Genomic DNA, 17961 nt, shown 5'->3' with positions numbered 1-17961 from the left:
ACGCGCCGTGCCACCTCCCCCGACGGGGGAGGACTAGGCCGCCACGCCCCGCGCGGTCTCGCCCGGCTCATAGTTGAGGATCGGGGCCAGCCAGCGTTCGGCGGTCTCGACATCCCAGCCCTTCCTGGCCGCATAGTCCTCGATCTGGTCGCGATCGATCTTGCCGACGCCGAAATAGTGGCTGCCGGGATGGCCGAAATACAGGCCCGACACGGACGCCGGCGGGGTCATGGCGAAGCTCTCGGTCAGCGCCATGCCGGCATTCGCTTCCGCCTGCAGCAGTCTGAAAAGCGTGGCCTTTTCGGTGTGGTCCGGTTGGGCCGGATAGCCGGGGGCCGGGCGAATGCCCTGGTACTGTTCGGCGATCAGGTCGTCGATGCCGGTCGCCTCGTCGGCGGCATAGCCCCACAGCTGGGTCCGGACCTCCTTGTGCAGCCGCTCGGCGAAGGCCTCGGCCAGGCGGTCAGCCAGTGCCGCAGCCATGATGGCGGAATAGTCGTCGCCGGCGTCCTTGAACCGCTTGGAGGCCTCGAGCTCGCCGTGGCCGGTCGTGACCGCGAAGGCCCCGATGTAGTCCTGGCCATCCTCGGCGACGAAGTCGCTGAGGGCCAGATTGGGCTTGCCGTTCGACTTCCGGATCTGCTGGCGCAGGGTGTGGAAGCGGGCGATCTCCTCGGTGCGGCTCTCGTCGGCATAGACAGCCACGTCGTCGCCGATCGCGTTGGCGGGCCAGAAGCCGACCACCCCCTTGGCCGTGAACCACTTCTCGTCGACGATCTGTTTCAGCATGACCTTGGCGTCTGCGAACAGGTCGGTCGCGGCCTGGCCCACGATCTCGTCCTCCAGGATCAGCGGATAGCGGCCGATCAGCTCCCAGCTGGCGAAGAAGGGCGTCCAGTCGATGTGGTCCGCCAGGTCCTGCAGGTCCCAGCTGTCGAACGCCTTCACGCCGATGAAGGACGGCGCGCCGGGCATGCGGTCAGCCGGGTCAGGCTTGAATCGGTTCTCCCGGGCCTGGGGCAGGGTCGCGCGCGCCTTGACCTCCTGGCCCCGGGCATACTGCTCGCGGATGCGGATGTATTCGTCCCGCGTCAAGGCCTCGTTCTTCGCGCGCTCGGTCTTGGACAGCAGGCCGGAGACCACGCCGACGGCGCGCGAGGCGTCGACGACATAGGTGGTCGATCCTGCGGAATAGCCCGGCTCGATCTTGACCGCCGTATGGGTCCGGCTGGTCGTCGCCCCGCCGATCAGCAGGGGGATGTCGAAGCCGCGCCGCTGCATCTCGCGCGCGACGAAGACCATCTCGTCCAGGCTGGGGGTGATCAGGCCCGACAGACCGACGATGTCGACCTTGTGCTCGATCGCGGCGTCCAGGATCCGGTCGGCCGGGACCATGACGCCCAGGTCGATGACCTCGTAGTTGTTACACTGCAGCACGACGCCGACGATGTTCTTGCCGATGTCGTGGACGTCGCCCTTGACCGTGGCCATCAGGATCCGGCCCGCCTGTTCGCGCGGCTTGCCTGCCTTCTCGGCCTCCATGAAGGGTTCCAGCCAGGCCACGGCCTGTTTCATCACCCGGGCCGACTTCACGACCTGCGGCAGGAACATCTTGCCCGAACCGAACAGGTCGCCGACCACGTTCATCCCGTCCATCAGCGGCCCCTCGATGACGTGCAGCGGCCGCTCGAACGACAGCCGGGCCTCCTCGGTGTCGGCGTCGATGAACTCGGTGATACCGTTGACCAGGGCGTGCTCGATCCGCTTGCCGACCGGGGCCTCGCGCCACTTCAGGTCGACGACCCGCGCGACGCCCTTGTCGCCCTTGTAGTTGGGGGCGATGTCGACCAGCCGCTCGGTGTTCGAGACATTGGTCCGCTGGGGCCGGTTCAGGATCACGTCCTCGACCGCCTCCCTCAGCGTCGGGTCGATGTCGTCATAGACGGGCAGGTCGCCGGCGTTGACGATGCCCATGTCCATGCCCGCCTGGATGGCGTGGTACAGGAAGACCGAGTGGATCGCCCGGCGCACCGGCTCGTTGCCGCGGAAGCTGAACGAGACGTTCGACACCCCGCCCGAGATCCGGGCGTAGGGCAGGGTCTGTTTGATGACGCGCGTCGCCTCGATGAAGTCGACGGCATAGTTGTCGTGTTCCTCGATCCCCGTCGCCACGGCGAAGATGTTGGGGTCGAAGATGATGTCCTCGGGCGGGAATCCGACCTCGTCCACCAGGATGCGGTAGGCGCGGGTGCAGATCTCGATCTTGCGCGCGGCGGTGTCGGCCTGGCCCACCTCGTCGAAAGCCATGACGACAACGGCCGCGCCGTAGCGCAGGCATTTGACGGCCTGGGCGCGGAAGGCGTCCTCGCCCTCCTTCATCGAGATCGAATTGACGATCGGCTTGCCCTGGACGCATTTCAGGCCCGCCTCGATCACCTCCCATTTGGAGGAGTCGATCATCACCGGCACGCGGGCGATGTCGGGCTCGGCCGCGATCAGGTTGAGGAAGGTGACCATGGCCTGCTTCGAATCCAGCAGGCCTTCGTCCATGTTGATGTCGATGATCTGGGCCCCGGCCTCGACCTGTTGCCGGGCCACGGTCAGGGCGGCGGGATAGTCGCCCTCGACGACCAGTTTCTTGAACTTGGCCGAGCCGGTGACGTTGGTCCGTTCGCCGACGTTGATGAATGTGGGACGCATCAGGCTACCAGTTCGAAGGGCTCGAGGCCGCTGAGCCGCATCGCGACCGGCCGTTCAGGAATCTCGCGCGTCGGCAGTTTCGACACCGCCTCCGCCGTATGTTTGATGTGGTCCGGTGTCGTGCCGCAGCAGCCGCCGACGATGTTGACCAGCCCCGACGCCGCCCATTCCTCGATGAAGTGGGCGGTCTGGTGCGGTTCCTCGTCGTACTGGCCCATGGCGTTGGGCAGGCCGGCGTTGGGATAGGCGGCGACCAGGGTGTCGGCGACGCGGCTCAGCTCGGCGATGAACGGCCGCATCAGGTCGGCGCCCAGGGCGCAGTTGAAGCCGACGGCGAACGGCTTGGCGTGGCGCACGCTGTTCCAGAAAGCCTCGGCCGTCTGACCGGACAGGGTGCGGCCCGAGCGATCGGTGATGGTGCCCGAAATCCAGATGGGCAGGGCCTCCATGCCCTCGTCCTCGAGGTCCTTGATGGCCTTGATCGCCGCCTTGCAGTTCAGCGTGTCGGTGATGGTCTCGATCAGATACAGGTCGACCCCGCCCTCGTTCAGCGCCTTCACCTGGTGGCGATAGGCGTCATAGACCTGGTCGAAGGTCACCAGCCGCGCGCCGGGATCGTTCACGTCCGACGACATCGACAGCATCTTGTTCAGCGGTCCGATCGAGCCGGCGGCGAAGCGCGGCTTGTGCGGTTCCTTCTCGGTCCAGCGGTCGGCCGAGGCCCGGGCCAGCTTCGCCCCCTCCAGATTGATGTCCCAGACCGCGTCGGCCTCGAGCTTGTAGTCGTCCTGGGCGATCACCGTGGCCGAGAAGGTGTTGGTCTCCGAGATGTCCGCCCCGGCGGCGAAATACTGGTCGTGCAGGTCGCCGATGACGTCCGGGCGGGTGATGCACAGGATGTCGTTGTTGCCCTTCATCTGGCCCTCGTGGGCCGTGAAGCGGTCGCCGCGGAAGTCTTCCTCCGACAGCTCCGCGCGCTGGATCATCACGCCCCACGATCCGTCGAGGACCAGGATGCGCTCCCTGGCGGCGGCATGGAGGGCGGCGATGCGTTGGGCGCGGGCGGTCATGCGGCAACCTTCTGTTCGCGAACGCCCAGGACGCGGCAGATCGCATAGACCAGGTCGGCACGGTTCAATGTGTAGAAGTGGAAGTCGGCAAAGCCCTCTTCCTGCAGCCGGGCACAGGTCTCGGCGGCGACGGAGGCGGCCAGCAGCTTGCGGGTCTCGGGGTCGTCGTCCAGCCCGTCGAAATGGGCCGCGAGCCAGGCCGGGACCGCTGCGCCGCACGACGCGCTCATCCGCTGCAGCCCGGCGAAATTGGACACCGGCATGATCCCGGGGATCAGGGGGATGGTCACGCCCGCCGCCCGGATCCGGTCGCGGAAGCGCAGGAAGGCGTCGATGTCGAAGAAGAACTGGCTCAGAGCCCGTGTGGCCCCGGCGTCGATCTTGGCCTTCAGCACATCGATGTCGTGATCGATCGAAGGGCTTTCCGGGTGCTTCTCGGGATAGACGCCGATGCTGGTCTGGAAGCCGCCGACGCGCTGGATGGCCTGGGCCAGCTCCGTGGCATTGGCGTATCCGTCGGCGCGGGGCTGATAGACGCCGCCGATGCCCGATCCGCCGCTGACCGCCGAGCCGGGCGGGTCCCCGCGCAGGGCCACGATGTGGTCCACGCCGATGGCCTTGTAGTCCTGGATGACCTGATCGACCTCGTCGCGGCTGGCCTCGACGCAGGTCAGGTGGGCGGCGGGCTTCAGCGTGGTCTCGGTCAGCATGCGCTGGACCGTGCGATGGGTGCGCTCCCGCGTGGAGCCGCCCGCGCCGTAGGTCACGGACACGAACTCCGGGTTCAGCGGTTCCAGGCGGCGGACCGCCTTCCACAGATTGGCTTCGGCGTCGTCGGACTTGGGCGGGAAGAACTCGAACGAGACCCGGACCGGATTGCCGTTGTTCCCGGCGCGCGCGACGGGGCCCAGGGGCGACAGCAGCAGGGCGCGGGCGTCGGCAAGCGATGTGGCGGTGGCGGCCATCAGGCAACGCTCCTTTTTGCGATGGCCGGACGCGTCGCGGTCCAGATGGTGACGGTCAGGCCCGCCGTGTCGGGGGGCAGGGCGATGGAGGCGGAGGCGTCGAGGCCGGCCTCGGCCAGCCACCGGCCGATCTCCTCGTCGGCGAACCCCAGCCGGCGGTGCTGATGCTCGTCGCGCAGCTGCTCCAGGTCGTGGGGGGCGAAATCAACGATCAGCAGTTTTCCACCGGGGCTGACCAGCCGCGCCGCCTCGGCCACGGCGGCGGCCGGATCGACGAGGTAATGCAGGACCTGATGCACCAGAACGAGGTCGGCCGATTGGTTGGGCAGGCGGGTGGCGAAGATGTCGCCGTGGCGCAGTTCGACCTTGTCCAGCCCTGCCTTCACGACATTGGCGCGGGCGATGTTGAGCATGTTCTGCGACAGGTCCAGACCGATCGACATGCGGGCCTTGGACCCCAGCAGGGTCAGCATGCGGCCGGACCCCGTGCCCAGGTCGACCACGCGATCGAACGGGCCCGGACCGGCGGCGCGGGCGATGGCGCTCTCGACCGCTGATTCGGAGACGTAGAGCGACCGGATGCGGTCCCAGCTGGGCGCGACGGTCTCGAAATAGGCGGCGGCGGCCGTGGCGCGCTCGTCCCGGACGGCGTCCAGGCGGGCATGGTCCGCCTCGCCCTCGGCGTCGTCCAGCAGGTCCAGGACCGTGTCCGTCAGCCGCCGCGCATCGACATCGTGCGAGACCCGGTAGAAGACCCGCGCCCCGTCCGGGAACCGCTCGATCAGGCCGGCGTCGGTCATCAGTTTCAGGTGGCGGGACACGCGGGGCTGGCTCTGGTCCAGCACGCGGCTGAGCTCCATCACCGACAGCTCCTCGCCCGCCAGCAGCGCCAGGATGCGCAGCCGGGTCGGCTCGCCGGCGGCGCGCAGGGCTTCGATGGTCTGTTCGGCCGTCAGGGACATGAGAAAATCATATAAGGATATCCTTATATGATTGGAAGCGTGAAATCCGTGGCCTGGCCTCGAGGATCAGGTTTTCGGAACGGCGGACCAGGTCCGGAACCCGACATGCGCCCGGGCCGGCGGGGCAGGCTCGATCGGCGGCGCATCGGGCAGGGGCGCCAGACGCCGCTTGTTCACGTGCTCGGAAGGGGCCTCGGCGATGTGGTCGGGAAACTCGCCGCGGAAATAGAACCGCTGCCAGGCTTGTTTGATCGTCTCCGGGTCGCCGTTGGCCATGCGGGTGTTGAAGTCGGTGCGGACCTCCGTCCACTTGCGGTACTGCAGCGCCAGGTCCGAGTCCGCGTCCATGGCGGCGCGCACAGGGCGGAAGGCCTCGATCCGGCTGTGCGGCACCGGTTGCAGGAAGCAGAACGGCTCGTCCTTCTCGAAGCGCACGACGCCGGGCGCGGTGAAGCGCCAGTTCATGGTGAAGGGATAGGGCAGCCAGTCGGTCTCGGTCAGGCCTTCCAGCGCGCCGATGCCGTGCTTGAACCGGTTCGGCACGCCCGAGGCCCGCAGGGCCCAGCCCGGCGGCGTGCGGAACAGCCAGCCGGTGTGGAAGGTCAGGACGCCCTCCGTGAAATGCGACGCCGCGAAATGATCGAACAGGGTGGCGTCGGCGTCGGGCCGGAACCGGATCGAATCGGCCCCCATTCGCCCGTCCCACTCGGCCTCGAACCCGAAGGGGCACAGCAGCTCCCAGCCCGTGGTGTTGGCCATGGTCAGGGGCAGGCAGCGGTAGGGATGGCGGTTGGCGAAATCGTCCATCCAGTCGCGCTCGGGCCGACCGGGCACCATCCGCGGCGGATCGCTCCGCATCGGATAGCATTCCAGGGTCAGCCCCGGTTCAGACCCGGCGTCCGGTGCGGCCGTGATCGGGATGTCGTCGGTGATGTCGGTCAACTGCGGTTCCGGTTTCAGCCCTGCCTGTCCCGACGCGTCCGCGCGGGCGCTCGCAACGGCCGTCAGATCACCCGTACGACCGGCGTGACCAGAGGTTCATCCGCCATCGCTGCGGCGAGATTGCGCATCAACAGGCCCAGCATGCCCTGGACCGCCTCGGTCGTGGCCCCGGCCGTATGGGGCGTCAGAACCGTGTTGGGCACATCCACCCAGCGTGCGGCGTCGGTCGGCTCGGTCTCGAACACATCCAGCGCCGCTTGGCCCAAAGCTCCGGACTTCAGCGCCGCGATCAGCGCGTCCTCATCCACCACCTGGCCGCGCGCGACGTTGACCAGAAGCCCGTTCGGACCGAGCGCCTGCAGAACCTCGGCCGAGATCAGTCCCCGGTTCGTCGCATCGGCCCGGCAGGCGACCACCAGCACGTCGCTGTTCCGCGCGAGGTCCAGCAGGCTCGCGGCCCGGGGCCAGGTCGTGGTCTTGTCGCGCGGCCCCCACCAGGCCACCGCGCAGCCCAGGATCTCGACGCGCCGGGCGACCGCCTCGCCGATCAGGCCCAGCCCGACAATGCCGATCCGCTGCCCCCGCATCGACGGCGTCATCAGGCGGCTTTCCATGCGCCAGTCGCCGGCCTTCACCGTGCGGTCGCCCGTCACGATCTGGCGTCGGGCCGCCAGGATCAGGCCCAGGGCATGATCGGCCACGTCCTCGTGATTGACGGCGGGCGCATGGGTGACCGGCACGCCCCGCGCGGCGCACCAGTCCAGGTCGATCCCGTCGTAGCCTGACGTGAAACAGGCGATCAGCTTCAGGTTCGGCAGATGCTCCAGCACCGCCGTGTCCAGCGGAGCCTCTCCGATCACGACCACGGCCTCGATGTCGGCCTGGGCCTCCACCGGCGGACCCTCCCACAATCGAAAGACGCGATAGGCTGTTTCCAGGAAGGGCGTGAGCAGGCCCAGTGCGGGCTGCATGATCAGAACGGCGGGGCGGTGCGGCATGATTTTGCCTTTAGGCTTAACCGTATGCCGGAACCAGTCGGCGGTCAGGAAAAGAAGGTCGCCGAACGGCCGGCGCAGCGGCTAGGCTGGATGCAAAGGGCGGTTCGTCCGCCGGAGGACCCATGATGAAACGCTTCGCCGCATCGATCGTCTCCCTGGCGCTGCTGACCGGATGCGGCACGGCCGGCGGTGAACCGGAAGAGGGGACCGGCGTGATCCCGACAGGCGGCGTCGTCGAGGGCGTGCGGGGTGGGGAGACCCGGCTGCGTGTCGGTCAGACCATGACCGTGGCGCTCGGCAGCAACAGCACGACCGGCTATCAGTGGCAGGTCTCCGACGTCGAAGGCGGCGTTCTGGTTCCAGGCACGCCCTTCGGCGAGGAGATCGTCGAGCCGCATGCCCCGGGCATGGTCGGCGTCGGCGGCACGACGCACTGGCATTATCTGGCGGCCCGACCCGGCGCGGTGACCCTGACCTTCACCTATCGCCGCGCCTGGGAGCGGGACACGCCTCCGGCCCAGACCGAGCGCTATCGCGTCGTCGTCCGGTGACCGCAGCCCGCGGGGCTGCAGGCCGGCGTGGACAGGGCGGGGCCGGTCGATCATAGACGCGGCGTGACCCCTGCCGCCGCCAACGTCCGTCGCCTCGATCTGGACTGGATCCGGGTGTCTGCCTTCGGACTGCTGATCCTGTATCATGTGGGGCTGGCCTATGCCCCGTACGACTGGCACGTCCACAGCCGCCATACGTTCGAGTGGATGCGCGAGGGGGTGCTGGTCACCAATCCGTGGCGGCTCACCTTGCTGTTCCTGGTGTCGGGCGCGGCGCTTCGTTTCATGACCGCGCGCCGGACCGCCGGCCAGGTGGCCCGGGCCCGGGCCGAGCGTCTGATTCCGCCACTCCTGTTCGGGACCCTGGTCCTCGTGCCGATCCAGTCGTGGATCGAGGCCTTGGACAAGGGCGGCTGGTCCGGCAATTTTGCCGGCTGGTGGTGGCACGAGTTCAGCCTGTCGGGCCTGGCCGATGGCATCCCCATCAACCACCTGTGGTTCATCGTCTATATCGCGGCGTACAGCGCCGTCGTGGTCTTGCTGATGACGCGTCCGACGCTTCTGGCGCGCCTCGAGGCGGGGTTGCTGCCGCTGCTTTCAGGATGGCGGGTCGTCGTCGTCCCGATGGCCTATCTGATCGTCATCCGGCTGGCCGTGTTCCCCCTGATCGGCGTCACCAACACCCTCGGTCATGACTGGTACAATCATGCCCTGTCGCTGGGCGCCTTTCTGTTCGGGTTTCTGGTGGTGCGGCAGGACGCGGTCTGGCGAGATCTGGAGCGCTATCGCTGGGTCGGGCTGGGGATCGCCTGCCTCGCCCTGCCGGTCATGATGCTGCAGACCGCGCATCCGGGGGGAGGGGCCTTCGGGGGCGTGCCGCGCAACCTCGTGTTCGCGATTGACCAGTGGGCCGTGATCTCGGCCATCCTCGGGTTCGGCAGCCTGTATCTCCGGCGCGCCGACAGCCGGGTACTGCGCTATCTCAGCGATGCGGTCTTCACCTGCTATCTGGCGCATCAGACGATCCTGGTCGTCGCGGTGTGGTTGATCGGGCCCCTCGGCTGGGCTGCGCCGCTCGAGGCCGCCGCGCTCACCATCCTCACGATCGGCGGCAGCCTGCTGATCTACGAGATCGTGCGCCGGATCCCGCTCATCCGGCCCATCTGGGGCCTGAAGCCCGCGGCCGTCGGTCACCCGGTCGCGGGCACCGTGCCGGTCGCGCGTCCCGACAAGGCCGTATGAAGATCCCCGTGTTCGACATCGATCGGGCGGCGCGCGTTCTGCTCACGGTCGGGGTCGCGGCCCCGGTCGTGGCGCTGGTGGCCGTGCTGATCGCGGCGGCCGCCTATGCCGGGTTCGATCACGCGCGCCAGTATCTCAGTGAACTCGGCGGTGCCACGGCGGCCCATCCCTGGATCTTCAACGCGGGGGTCCTGACCGCGGGCGTCATGACTGGGTTCGCGGGCCTCGGGTTTGGCCTGGCCGTGGTGATCCTGACCCGATCGCCTGTGTCGGCCATCGCCGTCGGCCTGCTGTTTGTTCTGGCGGGGATCGGGCTGGTCGTTTCCAGCCTCTACGCCTGGCCCGATCCGCGCCACATGGCCATCAACCTCGGCCTCGGGATCCAGCTGGCTCCCGCGTTCCTGCTGGTCGCCCTGCGCAACGCGGACCGGTTCCTGCGTCTGAAGCAGTTCCTGTTTCTCGTCTTCATCGCCATGGCGGTTCTCACCGTGGTGACCAAGCACCTCGTGTTTCCGGGAACCGTGAACGATTTCAACGTCGGCTACTGGGAGAGGGCGTTCGCCATCGTGCTGGTGGGGTGGGTCGGGGTCGCGGCCCATCTGCTCAAACGGGGCCTTGCGGACCGCAAGACGCCGCTCGACGACGGCTGATCACGAAATAAAATGGTTCCAATCACCATTCCGTGATTGAAAATCGCGCAAGAGTGATTGAGAGTGCGTGGAATGTTGCAACGCAACAACCGTGTTCGGTTGGCGCGGCGCGACCCGCAAGGGAGCTTCCATGAACGCCTACGGCTCGACGGCACGTGTCTATCATACGGATGACCAGGTCGAGACCTTTTCGGCCTTCACCGGCGTAAGCGGCTGGCTGCCTGAACAGGCCCCGCTGGCCATGCCGCGTCAGACCTTCCATGACGCCGACCGCCAGGTCACCGACCGTCTGGACACGCGTCCCGACGGCCTGCTGACGCGTCGCTTCATCGTCTTCGGTTCCACCTTCGCCGTGGCCCTGCTGGCGCTGATCGCACCTGTGATCTTGTGCGCGCGCGAAGGCTTCCAGCCGCTCGAGATTGTGGCCCTCGCCATCTTCTCCGTCCTGATCCTGGCCATCGCCTGCTGGTTCTGCAGCACGTTCGCGGGCCTCGTCGTCATGCTGACCGGCCGCGAGCAGGACGACATGGACTTCGCGCCCTATCCGCCGCTGCCCACGCGCCGCACGGCGCTCCTGATGCCGCTCTACAACGAGGACGCCCGGGCCGCCCTGGCCCGTCTGGGCGCGCTCGACGCCTCGCTGGCGCGTCTCGGAGCCTCCGACGCCTTCGACCTGTTCGTGCTCAGCGACTCGACGAAGGACGAGGCCGCCGTCGCCGAACTGTCGGCCTGCATGGCGCTGCGGGCCCACGCCGGCAGCCAGCTCTATTACCGCCGCCGGACCGAGAACGTCGAACGCAAGGCCGGTAACATCGCCGACTGGACCCGCACCTTCGGCGGGGCCTACGACTTCATGATCGTGCTCGACGCCGACTCGACCATGGCCGGCGAGACCGTTCTGCGTCTGGTGGACGCCATGGAGCGCAACCCCGGCGTCGGCCTGATCCAGACCGCCCCGACCATCATCAAGGCCCAGACCCTGTTCGCGCGCGTGTCGCAGTTCGGCGTGCGCCTGTACGGCCGCGTCGCCGCAGCCGGCCTGGCCTGGTGGGCCGGTTCCGAAGCCAGCTACTGGGGCCACAACGCCATCCTGCGCACCCGCGCCTTCGCCGACTGCGCCGGCCTGCCCGAACTGGAGGGCCGCAAGCCCTTCGGCGGCCACATCATGAGCCACGATGTGGTCGAGGCGGCGCTGCTGCGCCGCGCCGGCTGGGCTGTCCACGTGACCGCCGCCCTGGACGGCAGCTGCGAAGAGACGCCGCCGACCCTGACCGACTTCATCCGCCGCGATCACCGCTGGTGCCAGGGCAACCTGCAGCACCTGGCCCTGATCGGGGCCAGGGGCCTGAACCCCATCAGCCGCCTGCAGCTGGCCATGGGCTGCATGGCCTATCTGTCGTCGCCGCTGTGGCTGGCCTCGCTGATGGTCGGCATGGCCATGCAGCTGCAGGGCCCGGTGGACTGGACGTCCTTCTTCTACATCCTGAACCCGCAGCTCTCGCCCTTCATGCTGGCCTCGCTGCTGGGCGGCGTCATGCTGATGGGGCCCAAGCTGATGGGCTTCATCCTGGTCCTGACCCGTCCGGGCGAGCGCAGGGCCTTTGGCGGCACGCGCCAGATCCTGAAGGGCATGGCGCTCGAGATCGCCCTGTCCGCCGCGCTGGCCCCCATCCTGATGGTCGCCAACACCATCGCCGTCATCAAGATCGTCAGCGGCCACGACGCCGGCTGGTCCGCCCAGCAGCGCAGCGCCGACGGCCTGGCCTGGAAGGATGCCTTCGTCGCCATGCGCTGGCAGATGGCGACCGGCGTGATGTTCGCAGCCGGCCTGTTCGTCCGCCCCGATCTGGCGACCTGGTTCGCCCCGATCGTCCTGCCGCTGCTGTTCGCCGCCCCGATCGCCGTGTTCACCTCGCGCCGCGCCGTGGGCGAGGCGTTCGGCCGCAAGGGCTGGATGGTCACGCCGGACGAGGACGCGGTGGCGGTCTCGCCCGCCGTCCTGTTCCCGGCGACGCGGTCGGTGGCCGAGGTCGAACCGGTCCGCGCCTTCGGCTGATACCGGTCGTTAGACGACAAAAGAAAAGGGGACCGAGCCGCAGCTCGGTCCCCTTTTTGCTTTCAGACGTCGGGCCCTAGCGGCCGAACTTCTGGAACTTGATCCGGTGCGGGATCAGGGCGTCGGTGCCGAGGCGCCGCTTCTTGTCCTCCTCGTAGGCTTCGAAGTTGCCCTCGAACCATTCGACGTGGCTGTCGCCCTCGAAGGCCAGGATGTGGGTCGCCAGACGGTCCAGGAACCAGCGGTCGTGGGAGATGACCACGGCGCAGCCCGCGAACTCCTCCAGAGCCTCCTCGAGGTTCTGCAGGGTCTCGATGTCCAGGTCGTTGGTCGGCTCATCGAGCAGGATCAGGTTGCCGCCGGTGGCCAGGGTCTTGGCCAGGTGGACGCGGTTGCGCTCACCGCCCGACAGTTGACCGACCTTCTTCTGCTGGTCGCCGCCCTTGAAGTTGAAGCTGCCGACATAGGCGCGGGTGTTGATCTCGCGCTTGCCGACCATCATCACATCGGTGCCGCCCGAGATCTCTTCCCAGATGGTCTTGTTCGGGTCGAGGGCGTCGCGGCTCTGGTCGACATAGGCCAGCTTGACCGTCTCGCCGACCTTGATGGTGCCGCCGTCCGGCGTTTCCTGGCCGGTGATCAGCTTGAACATGGTCGACTTGCCGGCGCCGTTGGGGCCGATCACGCCGACGATGCCGTTGGGCGGCAGCTTGAAGGTCAGGTTGTCGAACAGCAGCTTGTCGCCATACGACTTCTGCAGGCCGTCGACCTCCAGCACGACGTTGCCGAGGCGCGGCCCGGGCGGGATCTGGATGTGGGCGTGGGTCTGGGCCCCGCGCAGGTTCTCCTGCTCGGTCACCATCCGCTCATAGGCGGCCAGACGGGCCTTGGACTTGGCCTGACGGGCCTTGGCGCCCGAGCGGACCCATTCCAGTTCGCGGGTCAGGGCGCGCTGGCGAGCCTCGGACTCCGAGTTCTCCTGCACGACGCGCTTCTGCTTCTGCTCCAGCCAGCTGGAGTAGTTGCCCTCGTAGGGGATGCCCTTGCCGCGATCGAGCTCCAGCGTCCACTTGGTCACCAGGTCCAGGAAGTAGCGGTCGTGGGTCACCAGGATGACGCAGCCGGGGAAGGCTTCGAGGTGGTGCTGCAGCCAGGCGACGCTTTCGGCGTCCAGGTGGTTGGTCGGTTCGTCGAGCAGCAGCATGTCGGGCTTGGACAGCAACAAACGGGCCAGGGCCACGCGACGCTTCTCGCCGCCCGACAGGTTGGTCACCCCCCAGTCGTCGGGCGGGCAGCGCAGGGCGTCCATCGCCATCTCGATGCGGCTGTCGATGTCCCAGACGTCGCCGGCGTCGATCTTCTCCTGAAGGGCGGTCATCTCCTCCATCAGCTCGTCGGAGTAGTTCTCGGCCATCTCCATGGCGATGGCGTTGAAGCGGTTGACCCACTGCTTCTCCTCGCACCAGGCCTCGACGTTCTCGCGGACGTTCAGGGCGTCATCCAGGTGCGGTTCCTGCTCGAGGTAGCCGCGCTTGATCCCGTCGGCGGCCTTGGCCTCGCCCGAGAACTCCGGGTCGATGCCGGCCATGATCTTCAGCAGGGTGGACTTGCCCGAGCCGTTGACGCCGACAACGCCGATCTTGGCGTCGTTGTAGAAGCTCAGCCAGATGTTCTCGAAGATCTTCTTGCCGCCGGGAAAGGCCTTGGTCAGGCCCTGCATCTGGAAAATGTATTGCTGCGCCATGAGGTGCGTTGCGCCCTGTCGTCGGATTGGATGGGGAGTTGGCGCGGGATGTAGCGACCCGCACGCCGGGTGGCAAATGACCTAGCGTGCGGGCAGGGCGGTTTGAAGGCGGACCGGGGTCTCTACCAGCGGAACACGAACCGTCCCGCGATGGCCCCGAGCGCGGTGGCCAGCCCCATGCCGAGCGAATACCAGACGGCGACGAAGGGCGCGGTGTGTTCGGGACAGTGCAGCCCGTACAGGGTCGTGGCCAGCCCGGCCGTCAGCAGCCCCGCGGCAGCGCCCGCCAGGGCCGGCCGCGTCGGCGCAAAGGCGCGGGCCGCCCAGAAGACGAACGGGGCCGCCAGCGCGCTGAGCAGCAGGATGGCGGGGGCACAGGTCCGGGCGCTGTCGCCCATCAGGGCGGGCATCCGCTCCGGCATCGGCATGGTGACCAGTTCGTAGATCGCGAGCGCTGCAACGGCGGCCAGCAGCGCGGCCAGAACCATCAGCGGTGCCTTGGCACTCGCGCCGGGTCGACCGAGGCGGGCCAGCAGCCAGAAGGCGGTGACGGTCAGGCCGGTTGTATAGGCGGCCTTGGCCCAGAAGCTCGGCCCGATCATGGCGCTGGCCAGGTCGCTGCGGAACCCGAGCCACAGGCCTACGCCGGCCAACACCGCAAGGGCGGCGGGGATCAGCCACAGCAGGATGGTTCGCTCGATCTGGCGGCTGCCGGAAGGCGGCAGGTCAACAGCCAGGGCGTCGATCAGATCTTCAGTCTTCATCGGAAGCGGTCCCGGCATGCTCAGCCGTGGCGTAACGGGCATTCAGCGATTTCATGGAGCGGTGGATACTGACCTTGGCGGCGGTCAGGGTGTAGCCGTGGTTGGCGGCCGCCTCGGCGACGGTCAGGCCCTTCAGCCGGACGTCCTCGATCAGCCGACGCTGGCGGGCGGGCAGCAGGGACAGGCAGCGCGACAGGTCGGCCTGGGTGGCACCGTCCTCGACCGTGTGGTCGGCGAACAGCTCGGACGCCTCGTCCAGCGGATGGGTCGGTCGGCGGCCGCGACGACGCAGGTGGTCGATCAGCTTGTGGCGCGCGATCGCATAGGCCCAGCCGGTGAACGACTGGTTGCGGTCCCAGGTGGTCCGCTTGGCATGGATGGCGATCAGGGTTTCCTGCACCAGGTCCTCGGCGTCCGCCCCCCCGTCGAACAGCCGACGGGCGAAGAAGGGGCGCAGATGCGCGCCCAGATCGGTCAGCAGCACGCGCCACGCACTCGCGTCGCCGTCGAGGCCACGCAGCATGAGGGACTGAAGATGCGCTTCGCGGTCGGTCACGGTCACGCGGGGTTCGTGCGGCACCCAGGGAAGGTTACATCGACCTCAGAGCATGTAACCGCCGTCCACGACAAGCGCAGAGCCGGTCATCGAATGTGCGGCGGGCGACAGCAGGAAGGCGATCTGACCTGCGATCTCGTCCGGTTTTGCGTAGTGGCCGAGCGGTGTCGCGAAACCGGCCATTCGGTCGAAGGCGGCCTGTTCCGATCCGGTTTCGGTGACCAGCGCGTCGAAGGCCGGAACGCCCTGCCAGATCGGGGTTTCGACCCCGCCGGGCAGGATGGCATTGACCCGGATTCCGCGGGCGGCGCCCTCTTTGGCCGCGACGCGGGCCAGTTGCAGCCCGGCGGCCTTGGACGCGCCATAGGCGGCTGTACCGGGCTCGGCCTTCATGGCCGAGGCCGAGGACACCACCACGGCGGCTCCGCCGTCCCGCAGCAGGCGCATGGCGGTCCTCAGGGTCAGAAACGTGCCGTCGAGGTTGACGGACACGACCGCTCGCCAGGCCTCGAGCGAGAGCTCGGCGATCGTTCCCGCGTCGGAAACGCCGGCGTTGATCACCACGCTGTCCAGCCCGCCCCAGTGGTGGGTGACGCCGTGCTCGACGCCATCCCAGCCCTCTTCGCTCAGGATGTCCTGGTGGCACAGGTAGAGGGCGATGCCGTGGGCCTGCTCAAGTTCGTCGCCAAGCGCGTGAAGAGCCTCGCCGTTGCGATCGACTAGCACCATTGCCGTGGCGCCGTCCGCGGCGAGGCGTCTGGCTGTGGCGGCCCCGATGCCGGAGGCGGCTCCGGTGACGAGGCAGACACCGGGATAGGTCGCGCGCGGAGCGGGATCGACGTCAGGCATAGTTGAAGCTGATCGAGATGCGGTCGGATTTCGCCGCGTTCATGGGCACCTCGTGGCGCAGCCAGCTTTCCCACATCAGGACCGTGCCCGCCTTGGGGGCCAGATAGACGAACGGCTGCTCGGTTTCCGGCGCGTCCGGAACGACCGAAGGCCGGGCCATCATCATGGGCAGGCGCGGGTCTTCCAGCTTCAGCGCGGACGCGCCGTCGGGCACCTCGACGTAGACGGTGCCGGACAGGAAGGCGTGGGGGTGGATATGGCCCGAATGGGCCCCGCCGGGCTTCAGGATATTGACCCACATCGTGTCCAGACGGGGCTTTCGGGCCAGGTCGAAGTTCAGGGCGCGGGCATAGGCCAGGGCGTGGCGGTCCAGGTGCTTCTTCAGCTCCGCGAACTCCGGCAGCCTCTGGGGCAGGTCGTTCAGCGAGCCATAGGAGGTGTAGCCGCGATAGCCGTGCGCCTTGCACCAGGCGCGACCGGCACCGTCCTCGCCCGCCAGCATGCGGCAGGCGTCGGCGAGGTCGGCGTTGAAGCCGTCGAAGCCGGGGACGGGGGCGAGCGAGGCCTCATAGACCTGGGTGACGAAGAGGGGGCGCAGGGACATGGCGGTCTCATACCCTCTCCCTCCCCCGAGGACGAGGGAGAGGATCAGGGACGGACGATCCGGCCGTCCTTGATCACCAGCCGCACGGCGCGGACGGCAGAAATGTCGCCGGTCGGATCGCCCTCGACGGCGACGAGGTCCGCCAGCAGGCCCGGGCGGATCGCGCCCCGGTCGGTCAGGTCGAAGATCGCGGCATTGCCCGAGGTCGCGGCGACGAGGACGTCCGCGACCGGCATTCCGGCGGCCACCATCAGCTCCATCTCCAGCGCGTTGTTGCCATGGGCATAGACGCCGACGTCCCCGCCCATGCAGATCGCGACCCCGGCGGCCCGCGCGGCGGCGAAAGCCTCGCGCTTGGTCAGGACGTTCTGGGGTGCGGGGTCCGAGCCGTCCCAGCCGCGGTAGCGGGTGATCGATTCGGCCGCCGCCAGGGTGGGGCACAGCGCCGTGCCGTGCTCGGCCATCAGGCGGAAGATCTCCGGCGTCCCGGCGTCCCCGTGCTCCAGCGTGTCGGCCCCGGCCAGGATGCTGCGACGCATGCCCTCGACCGTGCCGGCATGGATGGCGACCTGACGCCCGGCGGAATGCGCCGCCTCGACCGCCTCGGTCAGTTCGGCCTGCGAGAAGGTCGGACGGCTGGGCTCGCCGGGACCCCAGCGATAGTCGGCATACAGTTTCACCAGATCGGCCCCGGCGCCGATCTGGCTGCGCACGACGCGGACGAGGTCGTCGCCGTCGGCCTCCTCGGCCCCCAGCGGCACCTCGACGCCGGGCTCGAAGCCCTTCGGACCGTAGGCCCCGGTGGCGACGATGGCGCGGGAGGCGATCAGCATGCGGGGTCCGGGAACGATGCCCTCGTTGATCGCGCGACGCAGGCCGGCGTCGGCGTAGCCTGCGCCTTCGGTGCCCAGGTCGCGCACGGTCGTGAACCCGGCCAGCAGGGTGGCCTGCGCGTGGTTGACGGCGCGGGCCGTGCGCAGGGCTAGGGGCTCGTGCAGCACCTGATCGTCCCACGGGGTCTCGTTATAGGGATGCAGGAACAGGTGGGAATGGCCCTCGATCAGGCCCGGCATCAGGGTCTGGCCCGGCAGGTCGACGACGCGGGCATCCGCCGGGGGCACGATGTCCGGACCGGCCGCTTCGATCCTGTTGCCGCGCACCAGCACGGTCCAGCCGACGTGGGGCCGCGGATCGACCCCGTCGAAAACCCGGTCGGGCCGTAGCAGCAGCGCCTCCTGCGCCTGGGCGGGGATTGCGAACAGCAGGGCGGCGAGGATCAGGAACAGGCGCATGTGGGCAGACAAGCGT

At 68.3% G+C, this 17961-nt stretch carries 16 protein-coding genes; 4 read left to right on the top strand and 12 right to left on the bottom strand.

Translation table 11 applies throughout. The features are described from left to right. Positions 1–33: 33 nt before the first annotated feature. From metH to BRESU_RS11495, 6 genes are all read right to left on the bottom strand, one after another. Positions 34–2700: a methionine synthase gene (gene metH / locus BRESU_RS11520; protein WP_013269731.1), complete on the bottom strand. Its 2667-nt coding sequence runs from the start codon at positions 2698–2700 to the stop codon at positions 34–36. Next, positions 2700–3770 (bottom strand): homocysteine S-methyltransferase family protein, encoded by a 1071-nt coding sequence (locus BRESU_RS11515; protein WP_013269730.1) that lies wholly within the window; start codon positions 3768–3770, stop codon positions 2700–2702. Before BRESU_RS11515 ends, metH begins: the two co-directional genes overlap by 1 nt. Beyond that, positions 3767–4735: a methylenetetrahydrofolate reductase [NAD(P)H] gene (gene metF, locus BRESU_RS11510; RefSeq protein WP_013269729.1), complete on the bottom strand. Its 969-nt coding sequence runs from the start codon at positions 4733–4735 to the stop codon at positions 3767–3769. Before metF ends, BRESU_RS11515 begins: the two co-directional genes overlap by 4 nt. Continuing rightward, entirely contained in the window at positions 4735–5697 is a 963-nt protein-coding gene (locus BRESU_RS11505) for an ArsR/SmtB family transcription factor (RefSeq protein WP_013269728.1), read from the bottom strand. Before BRESU_RS11505 ends, metF begins: the two co-directional genes overlap by 1 nt. Positions 5698–5763: 66 nt before the next feature. Continuing rightward, positions 5764–6576 (bottom strand): DUF6065 family protein, encoded by an 813-nt coding sequence (locus BRESU_RS11500; RefSeq protein WP_245528637.1) that lies wholly within the window; start codon positions 6574–6576, stop codon positions 5764–5766. 125 nt (positions 6577–6701) lie between these two features. Further along, the gene (locus BRESU_RS11495) at positions 6702–7637 is read right to left on the bottom strand and encodes a 2-hydroxyacid dehydrogenase (RefSeq protein ID WP_013269726.1); all 936 of its coding nucleotides are present in this window, start codon (positions 7635–7637) and stop codon (positions 6702–6704) included. A 122-nt stretch (positions 7638–7759) separates the two neighbouring features. On the opposite strand from BRESU_RS11495, the gene BRESU_RS11490 reads away from it, so the two are divergent. The 4 genes from BRESU_RS11490 to mdoH all read left to right on the top strand — a co-directional run bounded on the left by BRESU_RS11490 (position 7760) and on the right by mdoH (position 12136). Then, the gene (locus BRESU_RS11490; protein ID WP_050762497.1) at positions 7760–8188 is read left to right on the top strand and encodes a protease inhibitor I42 family protein; all 429 of its coding nucleotides are present in this window, start codon (positions 7760–7762) and stop codon (positions 8186–8188) included. A 63-nt stretch (positions 8189–8251) separates the two neighbouring features. Then, positions 8252–9430 carry an acyltransferase family protein gene (locus BRESU_RS11485; RefSeq protein ID WP_050762496.1) on the top strand — a complete coding sequence of 393 codons (1179 nt, stop codon included), beginning with the start codon at positions 8252–8254 and terminating at the stop codon, positions 9428–9430. 8 nt (positions 9431–9438) lie between these two features. Continuing rightward, positions 9439–10080: a DUF998 domain-containing protein gene (locus BRESU_RS11480; protein ID WP_169308021.1), complete on the top strand. Its 642-nt coding sequence runs from the start codon at positions 9439–9441 to the stop codon at positions 10078–10080. Positions 10081–10210: 130 nt separating this feature from the next. Next, the gene (mdoH, locus tag BRESU_RS11475; RefSeq protein ID WP_013269722.1) at positions 10211–12136 is read left to right on the top strand and encodes a glucans biosynthesis glucosyltransferase MdoH; all 1926 of its coding nucleotides are present in this window, start codon (positions 10211–10213) and stop codon (positions 12134–12136) included. Positions 12137–12212: 76 nt separating this feature from the next. Here the strand turns inward: mdoH and ettA are convergent, their stop codons facing one another. The 6 genes from ettA to BRESU_RS11445 all read right to left on the bottom strand — a co-directional run bounded on the left by ettA (position 12213) and on the right by BRESU_RS11445 (position 17945). After that, on the bottom strand, positions 12213–13880 hold the full coding sequence (gene ettA, locus BRESU_RS11470; protein WP_013269721.1) for an energy-dependent translational throttle protein EttA: 1668 nt from the start codon (positions 13878–13880) through the stop codon (positions 12213–12215). A 122-nt stretch (positions 13881–14002) separates the two neighbouring features. Continuing rightward, positions 14003–14644, bottom strand: coding sequence for an NrsF family protein (locus tag BRESU_RS11465; RefSeq protein ID WP_013269720.1), 642 nt, complete (start codon positions 14642–14644; stop codon positions 14003–14005). Continuing rightward, complete coding sequence (locus tag BRESU_RS11460) at positions 14634–15206, bottom strand: sigma-70 family RNA polymerase sigma factor (protein ID WP_342610948.1); 573 nt, start codon at positions 15204–15206, stop codon at positions 14634–14636. The genes BRESU_RS11465 and BRESU_RS11460 overlap by 11 nt, the downstream gene beginning before the upstream one ends. Before the next feature lie 39 nt (positions 15207–15245). Next, a complete protein-coding gene (locus BRESU_RS11455) occupies positions 15246–16049 on the bottom strand; it encodes an SDR family NAD(P)-dependent oxidoreductase (protein ID WP_013269718.1) in 804 nt (267 codons plus the stop codon). Continuing rightward, positions 16042–16653 (bottom strand): TIGR02466 family protein, encoded by a 612-nt coding sequence (locus tag BRESU_RS11450; RefSeq protein WP_013269717.1) that lies wholly within the window; start codon positions 16651–16653, stop codon positions 16042–16044. Before BRESU_RS11450 ends, BRESU_RS11455 begins: the two co-directional genes overlap by 8 nt. Before the next feature lie 44 nt (positions 16654–16697). Next, the gene (locus BRESU_RS11445) at positions 16698–17945 is read right to left on the bottom strand and encodes a metal-dependent hydrolase family protein (RefSeq protein ID WP_013269716.1); all 1248 of its coding nucleotides are present in this window, start codon (positions 17943–17945) and stop codon (positions 16698–16700) included. Positions 17946–17961: the final 16 nt, after the last annotated feature.

Source organism: Brevundimonas subvibrioides ATCC 15264, from assembly GCF_000144605.1.
Lineage (GTDB): Bacteria > Pseudomonadota > Alphaproteobacteria > Caulobacterales > Caulobacteraceae > Brevundimonas > Brevundimonas subvibrioides.
The sequence above is the reverse complement of the archived record's forward strand: the minus strand, read 5'-3'. Positions and strand labels throughout refer to the sequence as shown.